Here is a 16,208-nt window from a genome sequence, read left to right as displayed (position 1 = left end):
TTACATATTTTCAATGTGAAGTTCTAACAAGAACTCAAGAGCCTCGGGTGTGCAGTTCTTTTTTTCAATTGCAAAACCAGTGTTCTCCCCTATCAAGATATAAAAATCTTGCTTTGTCATAATGACTTTGACAATATCATCATAGGTATAGTGAAATTCTCTGCGCTTATTCTGAGCTACAAAAGACTCTCTGTCAAATATCAGAGTGACCTCCATGTTCTGAAATAAAGGATTTTTTTGATAGGCCCTCTTTATCTGATAATTCATGCCAAAATAGTACATAGAGGCGCAAATAGGGGGAGCCAATATGATAGATATTATCTTTTTCTCTAACGGACTGAACATCACGTAGGCGAACAGCCCGATTATCAGTATGATTATGTATAATACAAATCCTTTTCGTCGCACGAGAATAGCCCAAGAAAATCTTTTATAAACTTCTTCAGTCATAAGAGTTGTAATACGGATTGGAAACATCTCTTACCTCCTAGTTTTTATTATTATAACACAGAGGAGTAGTTAAAATCACTTTCTATTTTCCACACCGCCTTTTCTGTCTTTGTCCGCCTTTCGTGTTATAATAAACCTATGGAAAAAAAGAACAAATTATTATTAATCGACGGTTCGTCCGTTGCTTTTCGCGCTTTTTTTGCGCTTTACAATCAAATTGACCGTTTCAAGAGTCCATCGGGCCTGCATACCAATGCCATTTATGGCTTCCACCTTATGCTCAATCATCTCTTGGAGCGCGTGCAGCCGACCCATGTCCTAGTAGCTTTTGATGCTGGCAAGACGACCTTCCGGACCGAGATGTACGCCGATTATAAGGCAGGTCGGGCCAAGACACCGGATGAATTTCGTGAGCAGCTACCTTTTATCCGTGAAATGCTGAGCCACCTAGGCATTCACTACTACGACTTGGCTCAGTACGAGGCGGATGACATCATCGGAACCTTGGACAAGATGGCTGAAAAGACAGCTGTGCCTTACGATGTGACCATTGTCAGCGGCGATAAAGACTTGATTCAGCTGACGGATGATAATACAGTGGTGGAGATTTCCAAGAAAGGTGTGGCCGAGTTCGAAGAATTTACCCCAGCCTACCTCATGGAAAAGATGGGCATCACACCAGAGCAGTTTATTGACCTCAAGGCGTTGATGGGCGATCAGTCGGATAATATCCCTGGCGTGACCAAGATCGGTGAGAAGACTGGCCTCAAGCTCCTTTTGGAGTATGGCTCTTTGGAAAATCTCTATGAAAACATCGACCAGCTCAAGGCTTCCAAGATGAAGGAAAATCTGATTAATGACAAGGACAAGGCCTTCTTATCTAAGACCCTCGCAACCATCAATACTCAGGCTCCGATCGAAATCGGACTGGATGATTTGGTTTACAAGGGGCCACAGGTAGAGACCCTGAGCAAGTTCTACGACGAGATGGGCTTCAAGCAGCTCAAGGCTCAGCTAGGAACTGGTCAGGAACCAGTAGAAGTCAAACCAATTGAATTTACCAAAGTGACTGAGGTGACAGCGGATATGCTGGCACCAGAGCAATTCTTCTATTTTGAAATTTTGGGCGACAACTACCATAAGGAAGAGATTGTCGGTCTTGCCTGGGGCGATAGTCGTCAGATTTATGTCGGTTCCAGCGATTTACTGCAGCAGCCTCTCTTTCAAGAATTTTTGGCAAAAACAGCTCTAAAAACCTACGACCTCAAGCGGACCAAGGTACTGCTCAGTCATTACGGCATTGAACTACCAGCAGCCTCCTTTGATGCGCGCCTAGCCAAGTATTTGCTTTCGACGGTCGAGGATAATGAGCTGGCGACTATTGCTCGCCTCTACGGCCAAACAATTCTGCCGACTGATGACGAGGTTTATGGCAAGGGAGCCAAGCGAGCTTTGCCGGAGCAAGAGCAGCTCTTTGAGCATCTAGCTCGTAAGGTTCAAGTGTTGTTGGAAACAGAAGAGCCAATGAAAGACCAGCTCCGTTCCCACGATCAGCTGGATTTGTTGCTTGAAATGGAGCAACCGCTGGCCTTTGTCCTAGCTAAGATGGAGATTGCAGGGATCAAGGTTGAGCGGGAAACCCTGCAAGGCATGCAGGTGGAAAATGAAAAGACACTGGAAAGTCTAACGCAGGAGATTTATGATCTGGCTGGTCAGGAGTTTAATATTAACTCGCCCAAACAGCTGGGAACCATTCTCTTTGAAGATATGGGGTTGTCGCTGGAATACACCAAAAAGACCAAGACGGGCTACTCGACAGCGGTTGACGTACTGGAGCGTTTAGCACCGATAGCACCGATTGTGTCTAAGATTCTGGAATACCGTCAAATCAGCAAGCTCCAGTCCACTTATATCATCGGATTGCAGGAGGCGATAGCGGCTGACGGTAAGATTCACACTCGCTATGTTCAGGATTTGACTCAGACGGGCCGCCTGTCCTCGGTTGACCCGAACCTGCAGAATATCCCCGTTCGCCTGGAGCAGGGGCGCCTCATTCGCAAGGCCTTTGTGCCAGAGTGGGCAGACAGCGTACTTCTCAGTTCGGATTATTCCCAGATAGAGCTGCGGGTGCTGGCTCACATTTCGCAGGACGAGCATCTGATTGCTGCCTTTCAACATGGAGAAGATATTCACACGGCTACCGCCATGCGGGTCTTTGGTATTGAAAAGACAGAGGATGTGACACCTAATGACCGCCGCAATGCCAAGGCTGTCAACTTCGGAGTAGTCTATGGAATTTCCGACTTTGGCCTAGCCAATAATCTGGGTATTTCCCGCAAGGCTGCTAAGGACTACATTGAGACCTATTTTGAGCGTTTCCCTGGTATCAAGAATTATATGGAAACCATCGTTCGTGAAGCGCGTGATAAGGGCTATGTAGAGACCATTTACCATCGTCGTCGCTCTTTGCCGGACATCAATTCCCGCAACTTTAACATCCGAAATTTTGCGGAGCGCACAGCCATTAACAGCCCCATCCAAGGATCGGCCGCAGACATTCTCAAAGTCGCCATGATTAATCTGGATCGAGCTCTGACAGAGGAGAATTTCAAGTCGCGCATGCTCTTGCAGGTACACGATGAAATCGTGCTGGAAGTGCCCAATGACGAGCTAACAGCCGTCCGCCAGCTAGTCAAAGAAACCATGGAAGCCGCGATTGAGCTAGCCGTTCCACTAGTGGCTGATGAAAATGCCGGCCAAACTTGGTACGAGGCAAAATAAGATATCAAGGGCGTAAAACACAAAGTGAAAATAGAAAGCTGACACAGCATTCGATGAATGCGAGGAAGCTTATCTTTTTCACACGGTACTTAGCCTAGATTCTGTTAAAACATGAATACGACAAAACTATCCAACTTTATTATGAATAAGGAGGAAGCCTATGACTTATCATTTTCAAAATCCCAGTGATGCCATTGTCAAGCATTATCTGGAAAACAGCAAGGTGATTGCTGTTGTTGGTCTGTCAGACCGTGAGGAAACGACCAGCAACCGTGTGTCCAAGGAGATGCAGGAGCGAGGTTATCGCATTATCCCAGTCAATCCGCGGGCAGCAGGCAGTCAGATTTTTGGTGAGACCGTTTATGCTAGTCTCAAAGACATTCCTTTCCCAGTGGATATTGTCAATGTATACCGCCGCAGTGAATTTTTGCCAGATGTAGCGCGTGATTTTCTGGAAGCAGATGCCAAGATTTTCTGGGCTCAGTTGGGCTTAGAGAATGAAGAAGCTGAGCAGATTTTACGGAAAGCCGGTCGGGATGATATTGTCATGGACCGCTGCATTAAACGCGAGCATACCCGCTTGATTCTGGGCGAATAAGTTGGCTAAGTTAGTTATCATTCGTGGAAATTCCGGCTCTGGCAAGTCTAGCCTAACCAAGAAACTACAGGCTCACTACGGTCGAGGTACTCTCTTGATTGCGCAGGATACGATTAGACGGGACATGCTCAAGGAAAAAGTCGAGCCGGGAAATTTGTCTATTGACCTGACGGAGACACTGGCCCACTTCGGCTACGAACATGATCTGCTGGTTCTGGTAGAAGGGTTTTATGAGACAGACATTTATGGACAGATGCTAGAGTGTTTGCGGAATTTATTTGGTTCTCAGACTCTAGCGTATTACTATGATTTGACTTTTGAAGAAACGGTCCGCCGTCATCAGACCAGAGCTAAACAAGAAGAATTTACCCCAGCCGAAATGAAGCGCTGGTGGAAAGACCGAGACTTCTTAGGCTGGGAAGAGGAAGTCTTTTTCACAGATGAAGATTCGCTTGAGACAGCTTTTCAGCGAATTTGTCAAGATTTAGAGAAAATTTGAAACGAAACACAGGAGGAGGAACTCCTGTTTTTTGTATTAAAAAGGTATTTCATAAATTGCAGATAAATTTTTGAGAAAAAATTAAATAAAATATTGACAAAATTATTTCAATAGATTACAATAATGTTACAAAATATTTCTTATGTTACAAAAGGAGACTGTTATGAAAAATATCCGATGGATCATGAGTGCTACTTTCGCAATGGGAACACTTGTTTTTATGGGTGCCTGCGGAAATCAACAAAAGTCCGAGACAGCTAGCTCTAGCAAAGTTAGCCAGTCGGTATCAAAAGGCAAGTCAGAAAGCAAAAGCTCTTTAACAGACTCTTCCGAATCGAAAGACGAAGCAAAGGAAACCAATTCAAGTGCAAATATAGCTTCTTCTGAGGAGAAAGAAGTTACTTCAAGCTCAAAGACTCAGGCGAATTCTGAAACAAAGATAGCAGGAATGGATATTCAAACACTTGCAAACGGTGATTACTCTAGTATTGCTGGTACTTGGCAAGACGATTTAGGCAACCAATTAGTCTTTGATGCAAATGGCTTGCTGTCCCATACTTATAGAGGAAATGAGTCAAGCGACTATACTTTAGTGGATGGTCAAATTTTTGAAGGCAAATACACAGCTATTCTAGCTAATAAAGCTGGACATCACATTGCCTCCTTCACAGCCATTCCTAAAGGAGCTCGCCTTTATGATACTGGAAATGAAAATCCGAAAGAACGCATTTTAGTTGGGCAAGATTTCACTTACGCATCTCAACATCCCTATTATCGCGTAGCGAATTGATGTATTGAATGATGAGAATCGTGGTGCGAGTGGTTTTCCGAAATACTCATCTTGCTGACAATATAACAACAGGGGACAGGATTGATTGCTGTTCCTTTTTCTCTATTTTAGCGGAAAGTTTGCTCACAGGGTTGTTTTGGATTATTTTTTTGTAAAATGACTCTTTCTTCTTCAAAAAACTGGTAGAATAAAAGAAAGCGTTTTAAAATAAACTAATGAGGCAGTAGTAATGAAGATTAGCTTAGAAGAAATCAAAAAAGTTGCCAATCAAGGGCCTTTCTATCCAGACTGGGATTCTCTTGCGACCTATCAGGTGCCCAACTGGTTCAAAGGAGCTAAGTTTGGGATTTTTATCCATTGGGGGCTTTATAGTCTACCGGCTTTTGGGAGTGAGTGGTATTCTCGTAATATGTACATCCAAGGTACAGCAGAGTTTGAACATCACGTCAAAACCTATGGGTCCCACAAGGATTTTGGTTATAAGGATTTCATTCCTCTATTTACTGCCGAAAAATTTCAGGCGGAGGAGTGGGTACAGATTTTTAAAATGGCTGGGGCGCGCTACATTTTTCCAGTAGCTGAGCATCATGATGGTTTCCAGCTTTATGAAAGTCAGCTATCACCTTTTAATAGTGTGGAAATGGGACCAAAGCGGGATATCTTACAGGAGTTAAAGCAGGCAACAGATCAAGCCCATCTTCATTTCTGTACTTCTTCCCATCGGGCTGAGCATCATTTTTTCTTCTCACATGGGAAAGAATTCGATAGTGACATCGCTAAGGAAGTCAGCCGAGATGAACTATATTGGCCAGCTATGCCAGAGCCAGATCACCATGATTTATTTGGTCAGCCCTATCCTGATCAAGAATTTTTAGATGATTGGCTCTTGCGGACCTGTGAGCTTGTCCGAGACTATCAGCCAGAGATTTTGTACTTTGACTGGTGGATTCAACATACAGCCTTTAAAGAATATTTGAAACTTTTTGCGGCCTATTATTATAATTTGGGAGCTGCGACCGGTAAGCCAGCTAGTATTTGTTACAAGCACGATGCCCTGGCTTTTGGCTCTGGGATTGTCGAGATGGAACGCGGTGGCTTTGCGGAGATACAGCCTTTCACTTGGCAGACAGATACAGCTATCGCACGTAATTCCTGGGGCTACACAGAGCAGCTGGATTATAAATCTGCTAAAGAAATCATCCAAACCTTGATCGATGTAGTTTCTAAAAATGGGAATCTCCTGCTCAATATCGGACCTAAAGGAGACGGTTCGATTCCTGAGAGAGATCAGGCTATCTTAAAGGAAATAGGGACTTGGCTGGAGGTGAATGGGCCAGCGATATATGACTCCTATGCTTGGAGACAATTTGGAGAAGGGCCGACACAGCCGGCTAGTGGACCATTTTCTGATGGTGATACCGTAACCTATACTCATCAAGATTTCCGTTTTACAGCCAAGGGAGGTTCTGTTTATGTATTTGCAATGGAGCCGGCTATGGATCAATGGCTGACAGTAGAAGCCTTGGCGGATGAAAGGGAAAATCCCGCCTCTCGTTTCCACGGTATTATAAAAAGTGTCTCCTTGCTGGGCTATGAAAAAGCACTGAAATGGGAGCAAACTTCTCAAGGTTTACGGATATTCTTGTCTGAAGTTGAGACTAACCTGCCACTGGTCTTTAAAGTCGAGCTGGCTTAAAATAGCGTACAAACAAAAAGCACTTCTGCCTGATGAACTATCCCTAATCGGTTAGATTTACTGTCTAACTTTTTGGGGTCAGTACACTCAAGCAGAGTTGCTTTTATTTTTTTAGGGCTTTTAATTGCTCATAAAAGAGGACGGAGCTAGTATGGATATAGGGGATAACATAGATTCCAGCAAGACCAAGGGTCAGAAACATTAAAACCTGCCAGCCGATAAAGCTCACATCCAGCATAAAACGTTTGTCTTTGTATCCCTTCATCATAAGCCGGCTTTGACGAAGGACTTGAAGCGGACCTTGGTAAGTTCCTTCTTTAAGTTGATCGTAAAGAATAAACTCAGCTTGCGAATAAGCATAACGCTGAGGAAGGGAGATAATCAATCCTAGAGTAACGAGAAGCAAGCCCAGAAACAGAGAAGGCGAGTAGTTGCTAATCTGCTGAATAGCTTGATCAGACAGTTGATTATTAGGAGCTTGATTGTAGATATAGAGGATGCGGTAGCTCGTAAATATAGAAATGACAGAGCCAACCCAAAGTAAAATACTCCAACAAAACAAAATCAGACGCTTGCAAAACAAAGTAAGTACAAGGGGAGTAAAGATTTGATTGGAAAAAGCACGCAGAGAGTCCGAAAACTTCAATTGTTCAGTTTGTCTGCGCAACAAATCAATTAAAGCATAGGACGCTGAAATGATAAAAAGAGAGATGACGAAATTGATTACTTGAGAGAAAAGACCGCGACTGACTTCAAGATAGAAAGCCTGTTTTAGATCTATCGACGCGAAATATTCCATCAAATCCTCTTGCGAATCACCCAAAAAGTTGCTCAGCAACAAGATCATAATCGGGATGAAAAAGAGAAGTAGGAGTCCTGGTATTTTCCTCTGTAGGAGACGGGCTTCAGCCCTCAGTTGACGTAAATTCATAAAAACCTCCAGTAATGCTATCTATTATATCATACCCCGTGACAGACAGGGCTTTTTTTGATAAAATCATACAGTATCTTGTGGAATTTTCCACAGAAAATAAGATCTGGGACTGTCTTTCCCAGCATCGGAGGTAAAAATGTCAGATTCACCGATTCAATATCGATTGATCAAAAAAGAAAAGCACACAGGTGCCCGTCTGGGAGAGATTATTACACCTCACGGGACCTTTCCGACGCCTATGTTTATGCCGGTTGGCACTCAGGCGACAGTCAAGACTCAGTCCCCTGAAGAGCTCAAGCAAATGGGGTCGGGTATTATCTTGGCCAATACTTACCATCTCTGGCTACGGCCGGGCGATGAACTGATTGCCCGTGCAGGTGGTCTGCACAAGTTCATGAACTGGGACCAGCCTATTCTGACCGATAGCGGTGGTTTCCAGGTCTATTCTCTAGCTGATAGTCGCAATATCACAGAAGAAGGGGTAACCTTCAAAAACCACCTCAACGGTTCCAAGATGTTTCTCTCACCAGAAAAGGCTATCTCTATTCAGAATAATCTAGGCAGTGACATTATGATGTCCTTTGACGAATGCCCGCAGTTCTACCAGCCTTATGACTATGTCAAGAAGTCTATTGAGCGGACCAGCCGTTGGGCTGAGCGTGGACTCAAGGCCCACAGCCGTCCTCATGATCAGGGTCTTTTTGGTATTGTTCAAGGAGCTGGCTTTGAAGATTTGCGCCGCCAATCTGCTCAAGACTTGGTCAGCATGGATTTCCCAGGCTACTCTATTGGAGGTTTGGCTGTTGGTGAGTCTCACGAAGAGATGAATGCGGTGCTGGACTTCACAACTCCTCTACTACCTGAAAACAAACCCCGCTATCTTATGGGAGTAGGTGCGCCAGATAGCTTGATCGATGGTGTTATCCGTGGTGTGGATATGTTTGACTGCGTTTTGCCGACTCGCATTGCCCGAAACGGCACTTGTATGACTAGTGAAGGACGCCTAGTCGTCAAAAATGCCCAGTTTGAAGAAGATTTCACGCCATTGGATCATAACTGTGATTGCTACACTTGTACCAATTACACGCGGGCTTATATCCGCCATCTGCTCAAGGCTGACGAAACATTTGGTCTTCGCTTGACAAGTTACCACAATCTTTACTTCTTAGTAAACCTTATGAAGAAAGTTCGCCAAGCTATTATGGATGATAATTTGTTAGAATTCCGTGAAGATTTTATGGAACGCTACGGCTATAATCGATCCAATCGAAATTTCTAAAATCTCCATTTGAAAGGAGAGGTCATGTCAGATGAAGAAAAATTGCTGGAAAGCTTGACAGCGTATCTGATAGCAGATCAAAAACATACTATACGTATATATGGTCATGGTGCTTCAGGCAAGTCAACTTTTGCTCGAAAACTCCAACTAGCCTTGGGTGAGGAACGAGCCAATCTGCTGGAAACAGATCCTTATGTAATTACTGGAGACTATCGAGATTTGCTCAGTTCCAAAGATTTTCCTCATCAAAAAGTAACAGCCTGTCTCCCTGCGGTTCATGAACTAAGCAGTCTGGAGCGAGATATTTGCGCCTTGCAGTCTGGTCTGGATATTCTGACCATTGGTACAACTTGGTCATCCAGTTTGCGTTTATCAGCTCAAAAGCCAATTCTAATAGTAGAAGGGATGTCGGCTGCCTTTTTGCCTGAAAGTTTGTTTGATTTATCGATTTGCTTTTACACAGATGATCAGACTGAGTTAAAGCGTCGCTTGGCTCGTGATGTGGCTGTTCGAGAGCGCAGACCAGATTGGATAAAGCAGACGCATCTAGCTCGGCGAGAGCAATATAGGCGCTTTTATCAGATCTATGAAAAAGATGCGGATTTACTTATTAATCAATCCGATGATTATTTTCTAGTAGAAAAACAAAAAAATATAGAAGCGACTGCTTTTGATAATTTCTAAAAAACTTTAAGTTTTCTTTAAGTAAGGGAGTTTATGATATACCTATCCTAAAATTTTTCATAATCTCCTAAAAAGCCCCCAAGATTCTTGGTGGCTTTTTTTGGTTCTAAACATTATAATAGAGCAAAAGAGAATCTGAAAGATAAGAAAAAACTTATGAACTATAGTAAAGAGGAAAAAGAATATTTTATGCTAGAGGCCTTAAAAGAGGCCAGAATTGCTTTGGAAAATGATGAAATTCCAATCGGATGTGTCATTGTTAGAGACGGTCAGATTATTGGTCGCGGGCATAATGCACGTGAGGAATTGCAACGGGCGGTCATGCATGCGGAAATCATGGCTATTGAAGAGGCAAATCAGCATGAGAATAGCTGGCGCTTGCTGGATACAACACTTTTTGTGACCATTGAACCTTGTGTCATGTGTAGCGGAGCAATCGGTTTAGCGCGCATACCCCATGTTGTCTACGGAGCATCAAATCAAAAGTTTGGTGCAGCTGGTAGCCTGTATGATATTTTAACGGATGAACGACTAAACCACCGAGTGGAGGTGGAGACAGGTGTTCTCCAAGAAGAGTGCGCTCAAATCATGCAAGATTTTTTCAGAAATCGTCGCCAAAAGTAAAAAAATATGATATACTATTCATGGAGCAACAGTTCTGCGTGAAGCGGGTCAGGGGAGGAATCCAGCAGCCCTAAGCGAAGTGAACTGTGTGCTCTTTTCTATTGCTCTTGATGAGTCAAGTCCAAGGGACGCAGAAGAATCCTAGAGCAATGGATGCAGTTTTTCCCGCTAGGGAAAAAGCTGTAAACCTATGATAGCCCTTAGTGAATCAAGTCCAACGGACGCGGATGAACTTAGGTGCATTGACGCAGTTCGAACAAAGTGAGAACTAGGTTCCGAAGTATAATGAATCAAGCCTAAAAGGTGCAGATGAATATTGGAGCAGCGAATCTAGTTTGAACGGACCTGAAATGAATTCAGCTGACATCCAATCTTAAGAAGCGTATTTGTTTTCTTGTCAATCAAAATTGTTCTTCTCAATAGGCCTAAAATTTGTTGTCTTACGCAAACGAGTGCTCTCGGTTATGTCCTAAGGTTAGCTTATTTAGAAAAATAGTATAGAATATAAAATGTAAACGTTTTAAAATAGTGAAAGCACTTGCTTATTTTTTCTTAAAGCGTTATCATAAAAGAAAAGAACAATTGGAGGATAAACATGTCACATATTAAATTTGACTACTCAAAGGTGTTAGATAAATTTGTAGCACCACATGAACTAGATTATATGCAGCCTCAAGTGACTGCTGCAGATTCTGCTCTGCGAAATGGTACAGGTCCTGGGGCAGAAATGACTGGCTGGTTGAACTTGCCTGAAGAATATGACAAAGATGAATTTGCTCGTATTCAAAAGGCTGCTGCTAAAATCCAATCTGATAGTGAGGTATTGATCGTAATCGGTATTGGTGGTTCCTATTTAGGAGCTCGTGCAGCTATTGATTTCTTGAATAATTCTTTTGTAAATCTACAAAGCAAGGAAGAACGCAAGGCACCTCAAATCCTCTATGCTGGAAATTCTATTTCTTCAAGCTATTTGGCTGATTTGGTAGACTATGTATCAGACAAAGATTTCTCTGTCAACGTTATTTCTAAGTCAGGAACGACTACAGAGCCTGCTATTGCTTTCCGTGTCTTCAAAGAACTCTTGGTTAAGAAGTATGGTCAGGAAGAAGCAAATAAACGGATTTATGCAACTACAGACCGCGCTAAAGGTGCAGTTAAGGTTGAAGCAGATGCTAATGGCTGGGATACTTTTGTAGTGCCTGATAGTGTAGGTGGTCGTTTTACAGTATTGACAGCAGTGGGACTCTTGCCAATCGCAGCTGCAGGGGCTGATATCAGCAAGTTAATGGAAGGAGCAAATGCTGCTCGCAAGGCTTATGCTTCTGATAAGTTGGCTGAAAATGAAGCATATCAATATGCAGTTGTACGCAATATCTTGTACCGTAAAGGTTATCTGACAGAAGTTCTAGCTAACTATGAACCATCTCTACAATACTTCTCTGAGTGGTGGAAGCAACTGGCTGGTGAGTCAGAAGGGAAAGACCAAAAAGGGATTTACCCAACTTCAGCCAACTTCTCAACAGACTTGCACTCTCTGGGACAATTTATCCAGGAAGGTACCCGTATCCTCTTTGAAACAGTTGTACGTGTAGATAAACCTCGCAAAAATGTGCTGATTCCTGAATTGGCAGAAGACTTGGACGGTCTTGGCTACTTGCAAGGAAAAGATGTTGACTTTGTCAATAAAAAAGCTACAGATGGAGTGCTGTTAGCACACACTGATGGTGGAGTTCCAAATATGTTTGTGACACTGCCTGAGCAAGATGAGTTCACTTTGGGCTACACTATTTACTTCTTTGAGTTGGCTATTGCTCTTTCTGGCTACCTGAATGGTATCAATCCATTTGACCAGCCTGGAGTTGAGGCTTATAAGAAAAACATGTTTGCCCTTCTTGGAAAACCAGGCTTTGAAGAGCTGGGTGCTGAGCTGAATGCACGCCTTTGATTCTTATATGCCTTGAGTTCATTTAGAGTATAAAAAGAGATCCACAAGTTCATTTCTTGTGGATTTTTTAGTACAAGCCTCATAATTAGTTTATTATTTTTTTGAACAGTATAAAAAAGAGTGTCTTAATTCTTTTATGAAAGCGCTGTATAATTGCCTTGTAAATAAAATTTGAGAGGTATCAAAATGAATGATTGGTTAAACATAAAAGGCAAAACAGTTCTTGTGACTGGCGCGTCATCTGGGATCGGTAAGGCAATCGTTGAAGAATTGCTGGAATTAGGTGTCAATGTAGCGAATTTCGATCTTAGCGACAACGATTTGCGTCATCCAAATCTATTATTTGTAAAAGTTGATGTAACTTCTCGCTCTGAAGTAGAAGAGGGTGTTGCCAAAATAGTTGAAAGATTTGGCAATATTGATGCAGTGGTCAATAATGCAGGGATTAATATCCCTAGATTATTAATCGATGCAGAAAATCCTAAAGGTCCTTACGAATTGGACGATGAGACGTTCGAAAAAGTAACGATGATTAATCAAAAAGGTTTGTATCTGGTTAGTCAGGCAGTGGGACGTATTTTAGTGAAAAATGGAAAAGGTGTAATTGTGAACATGGCTTCAGAAGCAGGCTTGGAAGGTTCTGAAGGACAAAGTGCCTATGCTGCCACAAAAGCAGCAGTCTATAGTTACACTCGTTCATGGGCAAAAGAGCTGGGTAAGCATGGTGTACGTGTGGTTGGAATTGCTCCAGGAATTATGGAAGCTACGGGACTTCGAACTCTTTCTTATGAGGAAGCTCTTGCTTATACCCGTGGAAAGACGGTAGAAGATATTCGAGCTGGTTATGCTTCAACTTCAACAACTCCTTTGGGACGAAGTGGTAAACTACGGGAAGTAGCTGACCTTGTAGCATTCTATATTTCAGACCGTTCTAGCTATATAACTGGAGTCACTACAAATATTGCCGGGGGGAAAACTCGCGGTTAAAAAAATGAAGGTGAGGAAGAGAGTTGACCATAGTAAATCGATGGTATAACATTTTAGAAAAAATGGTCTCACAGCCAACTTATTCCTTGGTAGATATGCGCTCAGAGCTGGATATTAGTATGCAAACCTTGCAAAAGAGTATCCAACAATTAAATGATGTTTTGGCTCCGAGTATCCAGATTATCTCACAAGATGATAAGTTAATGTTAGAGGTGTATGACTATACTGAGTTGGAAAGGATTTTATCTGGTAGTTTAAAACGGGAGAGTGACTTCAATTCTTCCAGTAAAAGAATTGCCTATTTACTAAAACGTTTAATTAAGTCAACCTCCCCTCTTCTTATTGACGACTTGGCTGAGGAGGCAGGTGTTAGTAGAAGTACCCTTAATAAGGATTTAAAACAAGTAAAATCTTTGGCAGAGAGTTACTCTATCACTATTTCAGGAAAGCCCAACCGTGGGCTGGAGGTCTTGGGGTCCGAGCTGAATTTGCGCTTGCTCTATATTCACCAAGTGGCCCCTTACTTTGAAGGAAAGACACTCACCGAGGCAACATCTTCTTTTCTGGAGACGCTACTCCAGGAGTATAAAATCCCGAAAGAAACAAAGGAACTCCTTCGAAAGACAATTTCAATTATGGTGGAGCGTATTTATGCATCTAGGGTGTTGAGTTGCCCTATTCCTTACTATAGGAATGATTTAACAGAGACACCTTTGGTTGAAAAATTAATCTATCATATTGAGATGACTTATAAGATTTCCCTCAGTCAGTTTGAAATAGACTTTTTGTGTTTTCCGTTTAATATCCGTTTTATTGACACTTTAAGCAAGCCGTCTTATCAATCTGAACAGCTTGCAAACATTTTTCAAGGGATTGTCAAGAAAGTCAAAGAAACAATGTTGGTTAACTTTGATGATGAAGAATTATTTGAAGAAATCAAGTCTCATCTAGGCCCCTTAATCAATCGACTGATTTTCCATGTGCAAGCTAATGATATATTCCATGGCGAGGTTCAAACTCAATATCCTTTTGCTTTTGAAATGGCGAAAATTGCTGGAGAAGAACTGTCTGCAATTTTTGGTTCTGAATTGGAATTATCTGAAATCGGATATCTGGCTTTGTATTTTGAAATGATTTTAAGAAAGCAAAACTCTGTTGTAAATGGTTCTCGCAAGCAGATAGCAGTAGTTTGCACAACAGGAAGAGGAACTGCTGCGATGATTATTCAGCAACTCAGACGAATCCTTGGAAATGATGTAGACATTACTCAGTATTCTGAAGAGGATTTTAATCTGGATTTGAATCAGGACTATTTCGCGATTTTTACGACAGTTCCTCTAAAATATAAAGATTCTAAATCTCCAGTCATTCAAGTTAATCATCTTTTTGATGATCAATGGCTGCGGGAAGAATGGCAGAGGGCCAATGCTTTTCATCAAAAAAATCTAGAAACAGTCAGCTTACGTTTTCTTCGGTTGAGTCCCCAAAAAACCTATCAGCAATACTTGCTAAATATGGTTGCATTGTTAGAGAAACTTCAGATGATTGATGAAGGTTTTAGAAATCGGATAATTGATAGGGAGAAAAAACAATCAACCATTTTTGGTGGAGGAATTGCCTTCCCCCATACAATTAACCAGGGTTATGCAAAGACTATTTTAATGTTTGGAAAGCTAGAAGAGCCTTATCAAAAAGGAGATGATTGGATTGAATTTATCTTTCTAGTCGCCATTCCCTCAGAAATTGAAAGCAAAATGGAGAGTGAATTGCTGGAATTGTATGACGACATTTTTCGAATTGCAGGAGAGCCTTCTCTAAAAGAAGCTTTGAGGGCTGTAGAAACAGAGACAGAGTTTCTATCATTTTCTAAGAGCAAAGGAGTATTTTAATGAATTCGCTAATAATTTTCGCTGTATTTGTCATGGCAGCTTATATATTTCAAATGTTCCTCGGCTGGCAGCAACTCAAAGACTTCAATAAGACCTATACGATGCTCCGAAGACTGGGGCGCGTAGCGATTGGCAGGAAGTCCGGAAGAATCAAATCCGGTACGATTGTCATGTTCGCGGTTGATGAAAACGGTCGGGTTCTTAAAGCTAGCAAAATGCAAGGAGTCACAATCTTAGCACGTTTTCAAAATATGGACGATTATGTTGGAGAAGACATCCATTATTTTGACAAGTATAATCCTCTTGTGAGAAAAGAAAATAAGTTGATGCAATCAGCCATAGAAGATGCTAGAAAAGTCTATCTTTGGCATGAGGCAGGTATTGAGAAAGAGACAAGTTCATCTGATTCTTTTCTGGGATTCGGCTTTTATGCGAATTACTTACAATTATCTATTAAACAGTTATTTAAAAAAAATAAGAAAGGGAGTTCCTTATGAATCACATTACAAATTTTGCAGAGAGTTTTATGAAACTCTTCCAATTAGGTGGAGAAACCTTTATTAGCTGGATGACAAATATTGTACCGCTTGTCTTAATGCTATTGATTGCAATGAATACCCTTATCGCTTTCTTGGGAGAAGAGAAGGTCAATTCCCTGGCTAAGATTTCTGCCAAAAATCCTGTTAGCCGGTATATGATTTTACCTTTCATTTCAGCCTTTATGCTGGGGAATCCGATGGCAATCAGTATGGGACGTTTCTTACCAGAATATTATAAACCTAGTTTTGTAGCAGCTCAGATGCAGTTCTGCCATACTTCAAATGGTGTATTTCCGCATATCAATCCTGGGGAATTGTTTGTATGGATGGGAATTGCAACAGGAATTCAAACTTTAGGTTTAAGTCAAATGGACTTAGCCATTCGTTACATGCTTGTTGGGCTTGTCATGAACTTTGTAGGCGGTTGGGTGACCGATTTTACAACTGCTTATGTAGCAAAACAGCAAGGTGTTACCTTGAGTAAAACATTTGATTTATAGAAAGAGTGAAATT

Annotated in this window: 15 protein-coding genes and 1 other RNA gene; 14 read left to right on the top strand and 2 right to left on the bottom strand. The window is 41.9% G+C overall.

Going from position 1 to position 16,208, the window contains the following annotated elements; genetic code table 11:
• Positions 1 to 477, bottom strand: coding sequence for a YcxB family protein (locus HMPREF0847_RS10175; RefSeq protein ID WP_008808163.1), 477 nt, complete (start codon positions 475 to 477; stop codon positions 1 to 3).
• 111 nt (positions 478 to 588) lie between these two features.
• On the opposite strand from HMPREF0847_RS10175, the gene polA reads away from it, so the two are divergent.
• The 5 genes from polA (at position 589) to HMPREF0847_RS10150 (ending at position 6,814) form a co-directional block, all read left to right on the top strand.
• Positions 589 to 3,231, top strand: coding sequence for a DNA polymerase I (polA, locus tag HMPREF0847_RS10170; protein WP_008808164.1), 2,643 nt, complete (start codon positions 589 to 591; stop codon positions 3,229 to 3,231).
• Between the two features lie 160 nt (positions 3,232 to 3,391).
• Positions 3,392 to 3,829, top strand: a complete 438-nt coding sequence (locus HMPREF0847_RS10165; RefSeq protein ID WP_008808165.1) for a CoA-binding protein — start codon at positions 3,392 to 3,394, stop codon at positions 3,827 to 3,829.
• A gap of 1 nt (position 3,830) precedes the next feature.
• Positions 3,831 to 4,328 carry a kinase gene (locus tag HMPREF0847_RS10160; RefSeq protein WP_008808166.1) on the top strand — a complete coding sequence of 166 codons (498 nt, stop codon included), beginning with the start codon at positions 3,831 to 3,833 and terminating at the stop codon, positions 4,326 to 4,328.
• Between the two features lie 163 nt (positions 4,329 to 4,491).
• Entirely contained in the window at positions 4,492 to 5,118 is a 627-nt protein-coding gene (locus tag HMPREF0847_RS10155; RefSeq protein ID WP_020992833.1) for a DUF6287 domain-containing protein, read from the top strand.
• Positions 5,119 to 5,347: 229 nt separating this feature from the next.
• The gene (locus HMPREF0847_RS10150) at positions 5,348 to 6,814 is read left to right on the top strand and encodes an alpha-L-fucosidase (RefSeq protein ID WP_008808168.1); all 1,467 of its coding nucleotides are present in this window, start codon (positions 5,348 to 5,350) and stop codon (positions 6,812 to 6,814) included.
• A gap of 103 nt (positions 6,815 to 6,917) precedes the next feature.
• Here the strand turns inward: HMPREF0847_RS10150 and HMPREF0847_RS10145 are convergent, their stop codons facing one another.
• Entirely contained in the window at positions 6,918 to 7,745 is an 828-nt protein-coding gene (locus HMPREF0847_RS10145) for a DUF975 family protein (RefSeq protein WP_008808169.1), read from the bottom strand.
• Between the two features lie 139 nt (positions 7,746 to 7,884).
• Between HMPREF0847_RS10145 and tgt the strand changes: the two genes are divergently transcribed.
• The 9 genes from tgt (at position 7,885) to srlA (ending at position 16,195) form a co-directional block, all read left to right on the top strand.
• Positions 7,885 to 9,027 carry a tRNA guanosine(34) transglycosylase Tgt gene (gene tgt / locus HMPREF0847_RS10140; RefSeq protein WP_008808170.1) on the top strand — a complete coding sequence of 381 codons (1,143 nt, stop codon included), beginning with the start codon at positions 7,885 to 7,887 and terminating at the stop codon, positions 9,025 to 9,027.
• Positions 9,028 to 9,051: 24 nt separating this feature from the next.
• Entirely contained in the window at positions 9,052 to 9,711 is a 660-nt protein-coding gene (locus HMPREF0847_RS10135; protein WP_008808171.1) for a uridine kinase family protein, read from the top strand.
• Between the two features lie 156 nt (positions 9,712 to 9,867).
• Positions 9,868 to 10,335, top strand: a complete 468-nt coding sequence (gene tadA / locus HMPREF0847_RS10130; protein ID WP_020992832.1) for a tRNA adenosine(34) deaminase TadA — start codon at positions 9,868 to 9,870, stop codon at positions 10,333 to 10,335.
• A gap of 12 nt (positions 10,336 to 10,347) precedes the next feature.
• Positions 10,348 to 10,445, top strand: an RNA gene (gene ffs, locus HMPREF0847_RS11170) — signal recognition particle sRNA small type.
• A gap of 485 nt (positions 10,446 to 10,930) precedes the next feature.
• Positions 10,931 to 12,280: a glucose-6-phosphate isomerase gene (locus tag HMPREF0847_RS10125; RefSeq protein ID WP_008808173.1), complete on the top strand. Its 1,350-nt coding sequence runs from the start codon at positions 10,931 to 10,933 to the stop codon at positions 12,278 to 12,280.
• Positions 12,281 to 12,466: 186 nt separating this feature from the next.
• Positions 12,467 to 13,267, top strand: a complete 801-nt coding sequence (locus HMPREF0847_RS10120; protein ID WP_001000837.1) for an SDR family oxidoreductase — start codon at positions 12,467 to 12,469, stop codon at positions 13,265 to 13,267.
• 62 nt (positions 13,268 to 13,329) lie between these two features.
• Positions 13,330 to 15,156: a BglG family transcription antiterminator gene (locus HMPREF0847_RS10115; protein WP_080982554.1), complete on the top strand. Its 1,827-nt coding sequence runs from the start codon at positions 13,330 to 13,332 to the stop codon at positions 15,154 to 15,156.
• Positions 15,156 to 15,653, top strand: a complete 498-nt coding sequence (locus tag HMPREF0847_RS10110; RefSeq protein ID WP_001086645.1) for a transcriptional regulator GutM — start codon at positions 15,156 to 15,158, stop codon at positions 15,651 to 15,653. The genes HMPREF0847_RS10115 and HMPREF0847_RS10110 overlap by 1 nt, the downstream gene beginning before the upstream one ends.
• On the top strand, positions 15,650 to 16,195 hold the full coding sequence (gene srlA, locus HMPREF0847_RS10105; protein WP_001015684.1) for a PTS glucitol/sorbitol transporter subunit IIC: 546 nt from the start codon (positions 15,650 to 15,652) through the stop codon (positions 16,193 to 16,195). Before HMPREF0847_RS10110 ends, srlA begins: the two co-directional genes overlap by 4 nt.
• Positions 16,196 to 16,208 lie beyond the last annotated feature (13 nt).

Origin of the sequence: Streptococcus sp. 2_1_36FAA (genome assembly GCF_000161955.2) — a bacterium.
GTDB lineage: Bacteria > Bacillota > Bacilli > Lactobacillales > Streptococcaceae > Streptococcus > Streptococcus gordonii.
Note: the sequence above shows the minus strand (reverse complement) of the source record. Positions and strands in the feature narration are given on the sequence as shown.

What these genes read in the sequence shown, in the direction of transcription:
- HMPREF0847_RS10175 (WP_008808163.1), bottom strand. Translation starts at nt 477, where the DNA reads ATGTTTCCAATCCGTATTACAACTCTTATGACTGAAGAAGTTTATAAA.
- polA (WP_008808164.1), top strand. Translation starts at nt 589, where the DNA reads ATGGAAAAAAAGAACAAATTATTATTAATCGACGGTTCGTCCGTTGCT.
- HMPREF0847_RS10165 (WP_008808165.1), top strand. Translation starts at nt 3,392, where the DNA reads ATGACTTATCATTTTCAAAATCCCAGTGATGCCATTGTCAAGCATTAT.
- HMPREF0847_RS10155 (WP_020992833.1), top strand. Translation starts at nt 4,492, where the DNA reads ATGAAAAATATCCGATGGATCATGAGTGCTACTTTCGCAATGGGAACA.
- HMPREF0847_RS10150 (WP_008808168.1), top strand. Translation starts at nt 5,348, where the DNA reads ATGAAGATTAGCTTAGAAGAAATCAAAAAAGTTGCCAATCAAGGGCCT.
- HMPREF0847_RS10145 (WP_008808169.1), bottom strand. Translation starts at nt 7,745, where the DNA reads ATGAATTTACGTCAACTGAGGGCTGAAGCCCGTCTCCTACAGAGGAAA.
- tgt (WP_008808170.1), top strand. Translation starts at nt 7,885, where the DNA reads ATGTCAGATTCACCGATTCAATATCGATTGATCAAAAAAGAAAAGCAC.
- HMPREF0847_RS10135 (WP_008808171.1), top strand. Translation starts at nt 9,052, where the DNA reads ATGTCAGATGAAGAAAAATTGCTGGAAAGCTTGACAGCGTATCTGATA.
- tadA (WP_020992832.1), top strand. Translation starts at nt 9,868, where the DNA reads ATGAACTATAGTAAAGAGGAAAAAGAATATTTTATGCTAGAGGCCTTA.
- HMPREF0847_RS10125 (WP_008808173.1), top strand. Translation starts at nt 10,931, where the DNA reads ATGTCACATATTAAATTTGACTACTCAAAGGTGTTAGATAAATTTGTA.
- HMPREF0847_RS10120 (WP_001000837.1), top strand. Translation starts at nt 12,467, where the DNA reads ATGAATGATTGGTTAAACATAAAAGGCAAAACAGTTCTTGTGACTGGC.
- HMPREF0847_RS10115 (WP_080982554.1), top strand. Translation starts at nt 13,330, where the DNA reads ATGGTCTCACAGCCAACTTATTCCTTGGTAGATATGCGCTCAGAGCTG.
- HMPREF0847_RS10110 (WP_001086645.1), top strand. Translation starts at nt 15,156, where the DNA reads ATGAATTCGCTAATAATTTTCGCTGTATTTGTCATGGCAGCTTATATA.
- srlA (WP_001015684.1), top strand. Translation starts at nt 15,650, where the DNA reads ATGAATCACATTACAAATTTTGCAGAGAGTTTTATGAAACTCTTCCAA.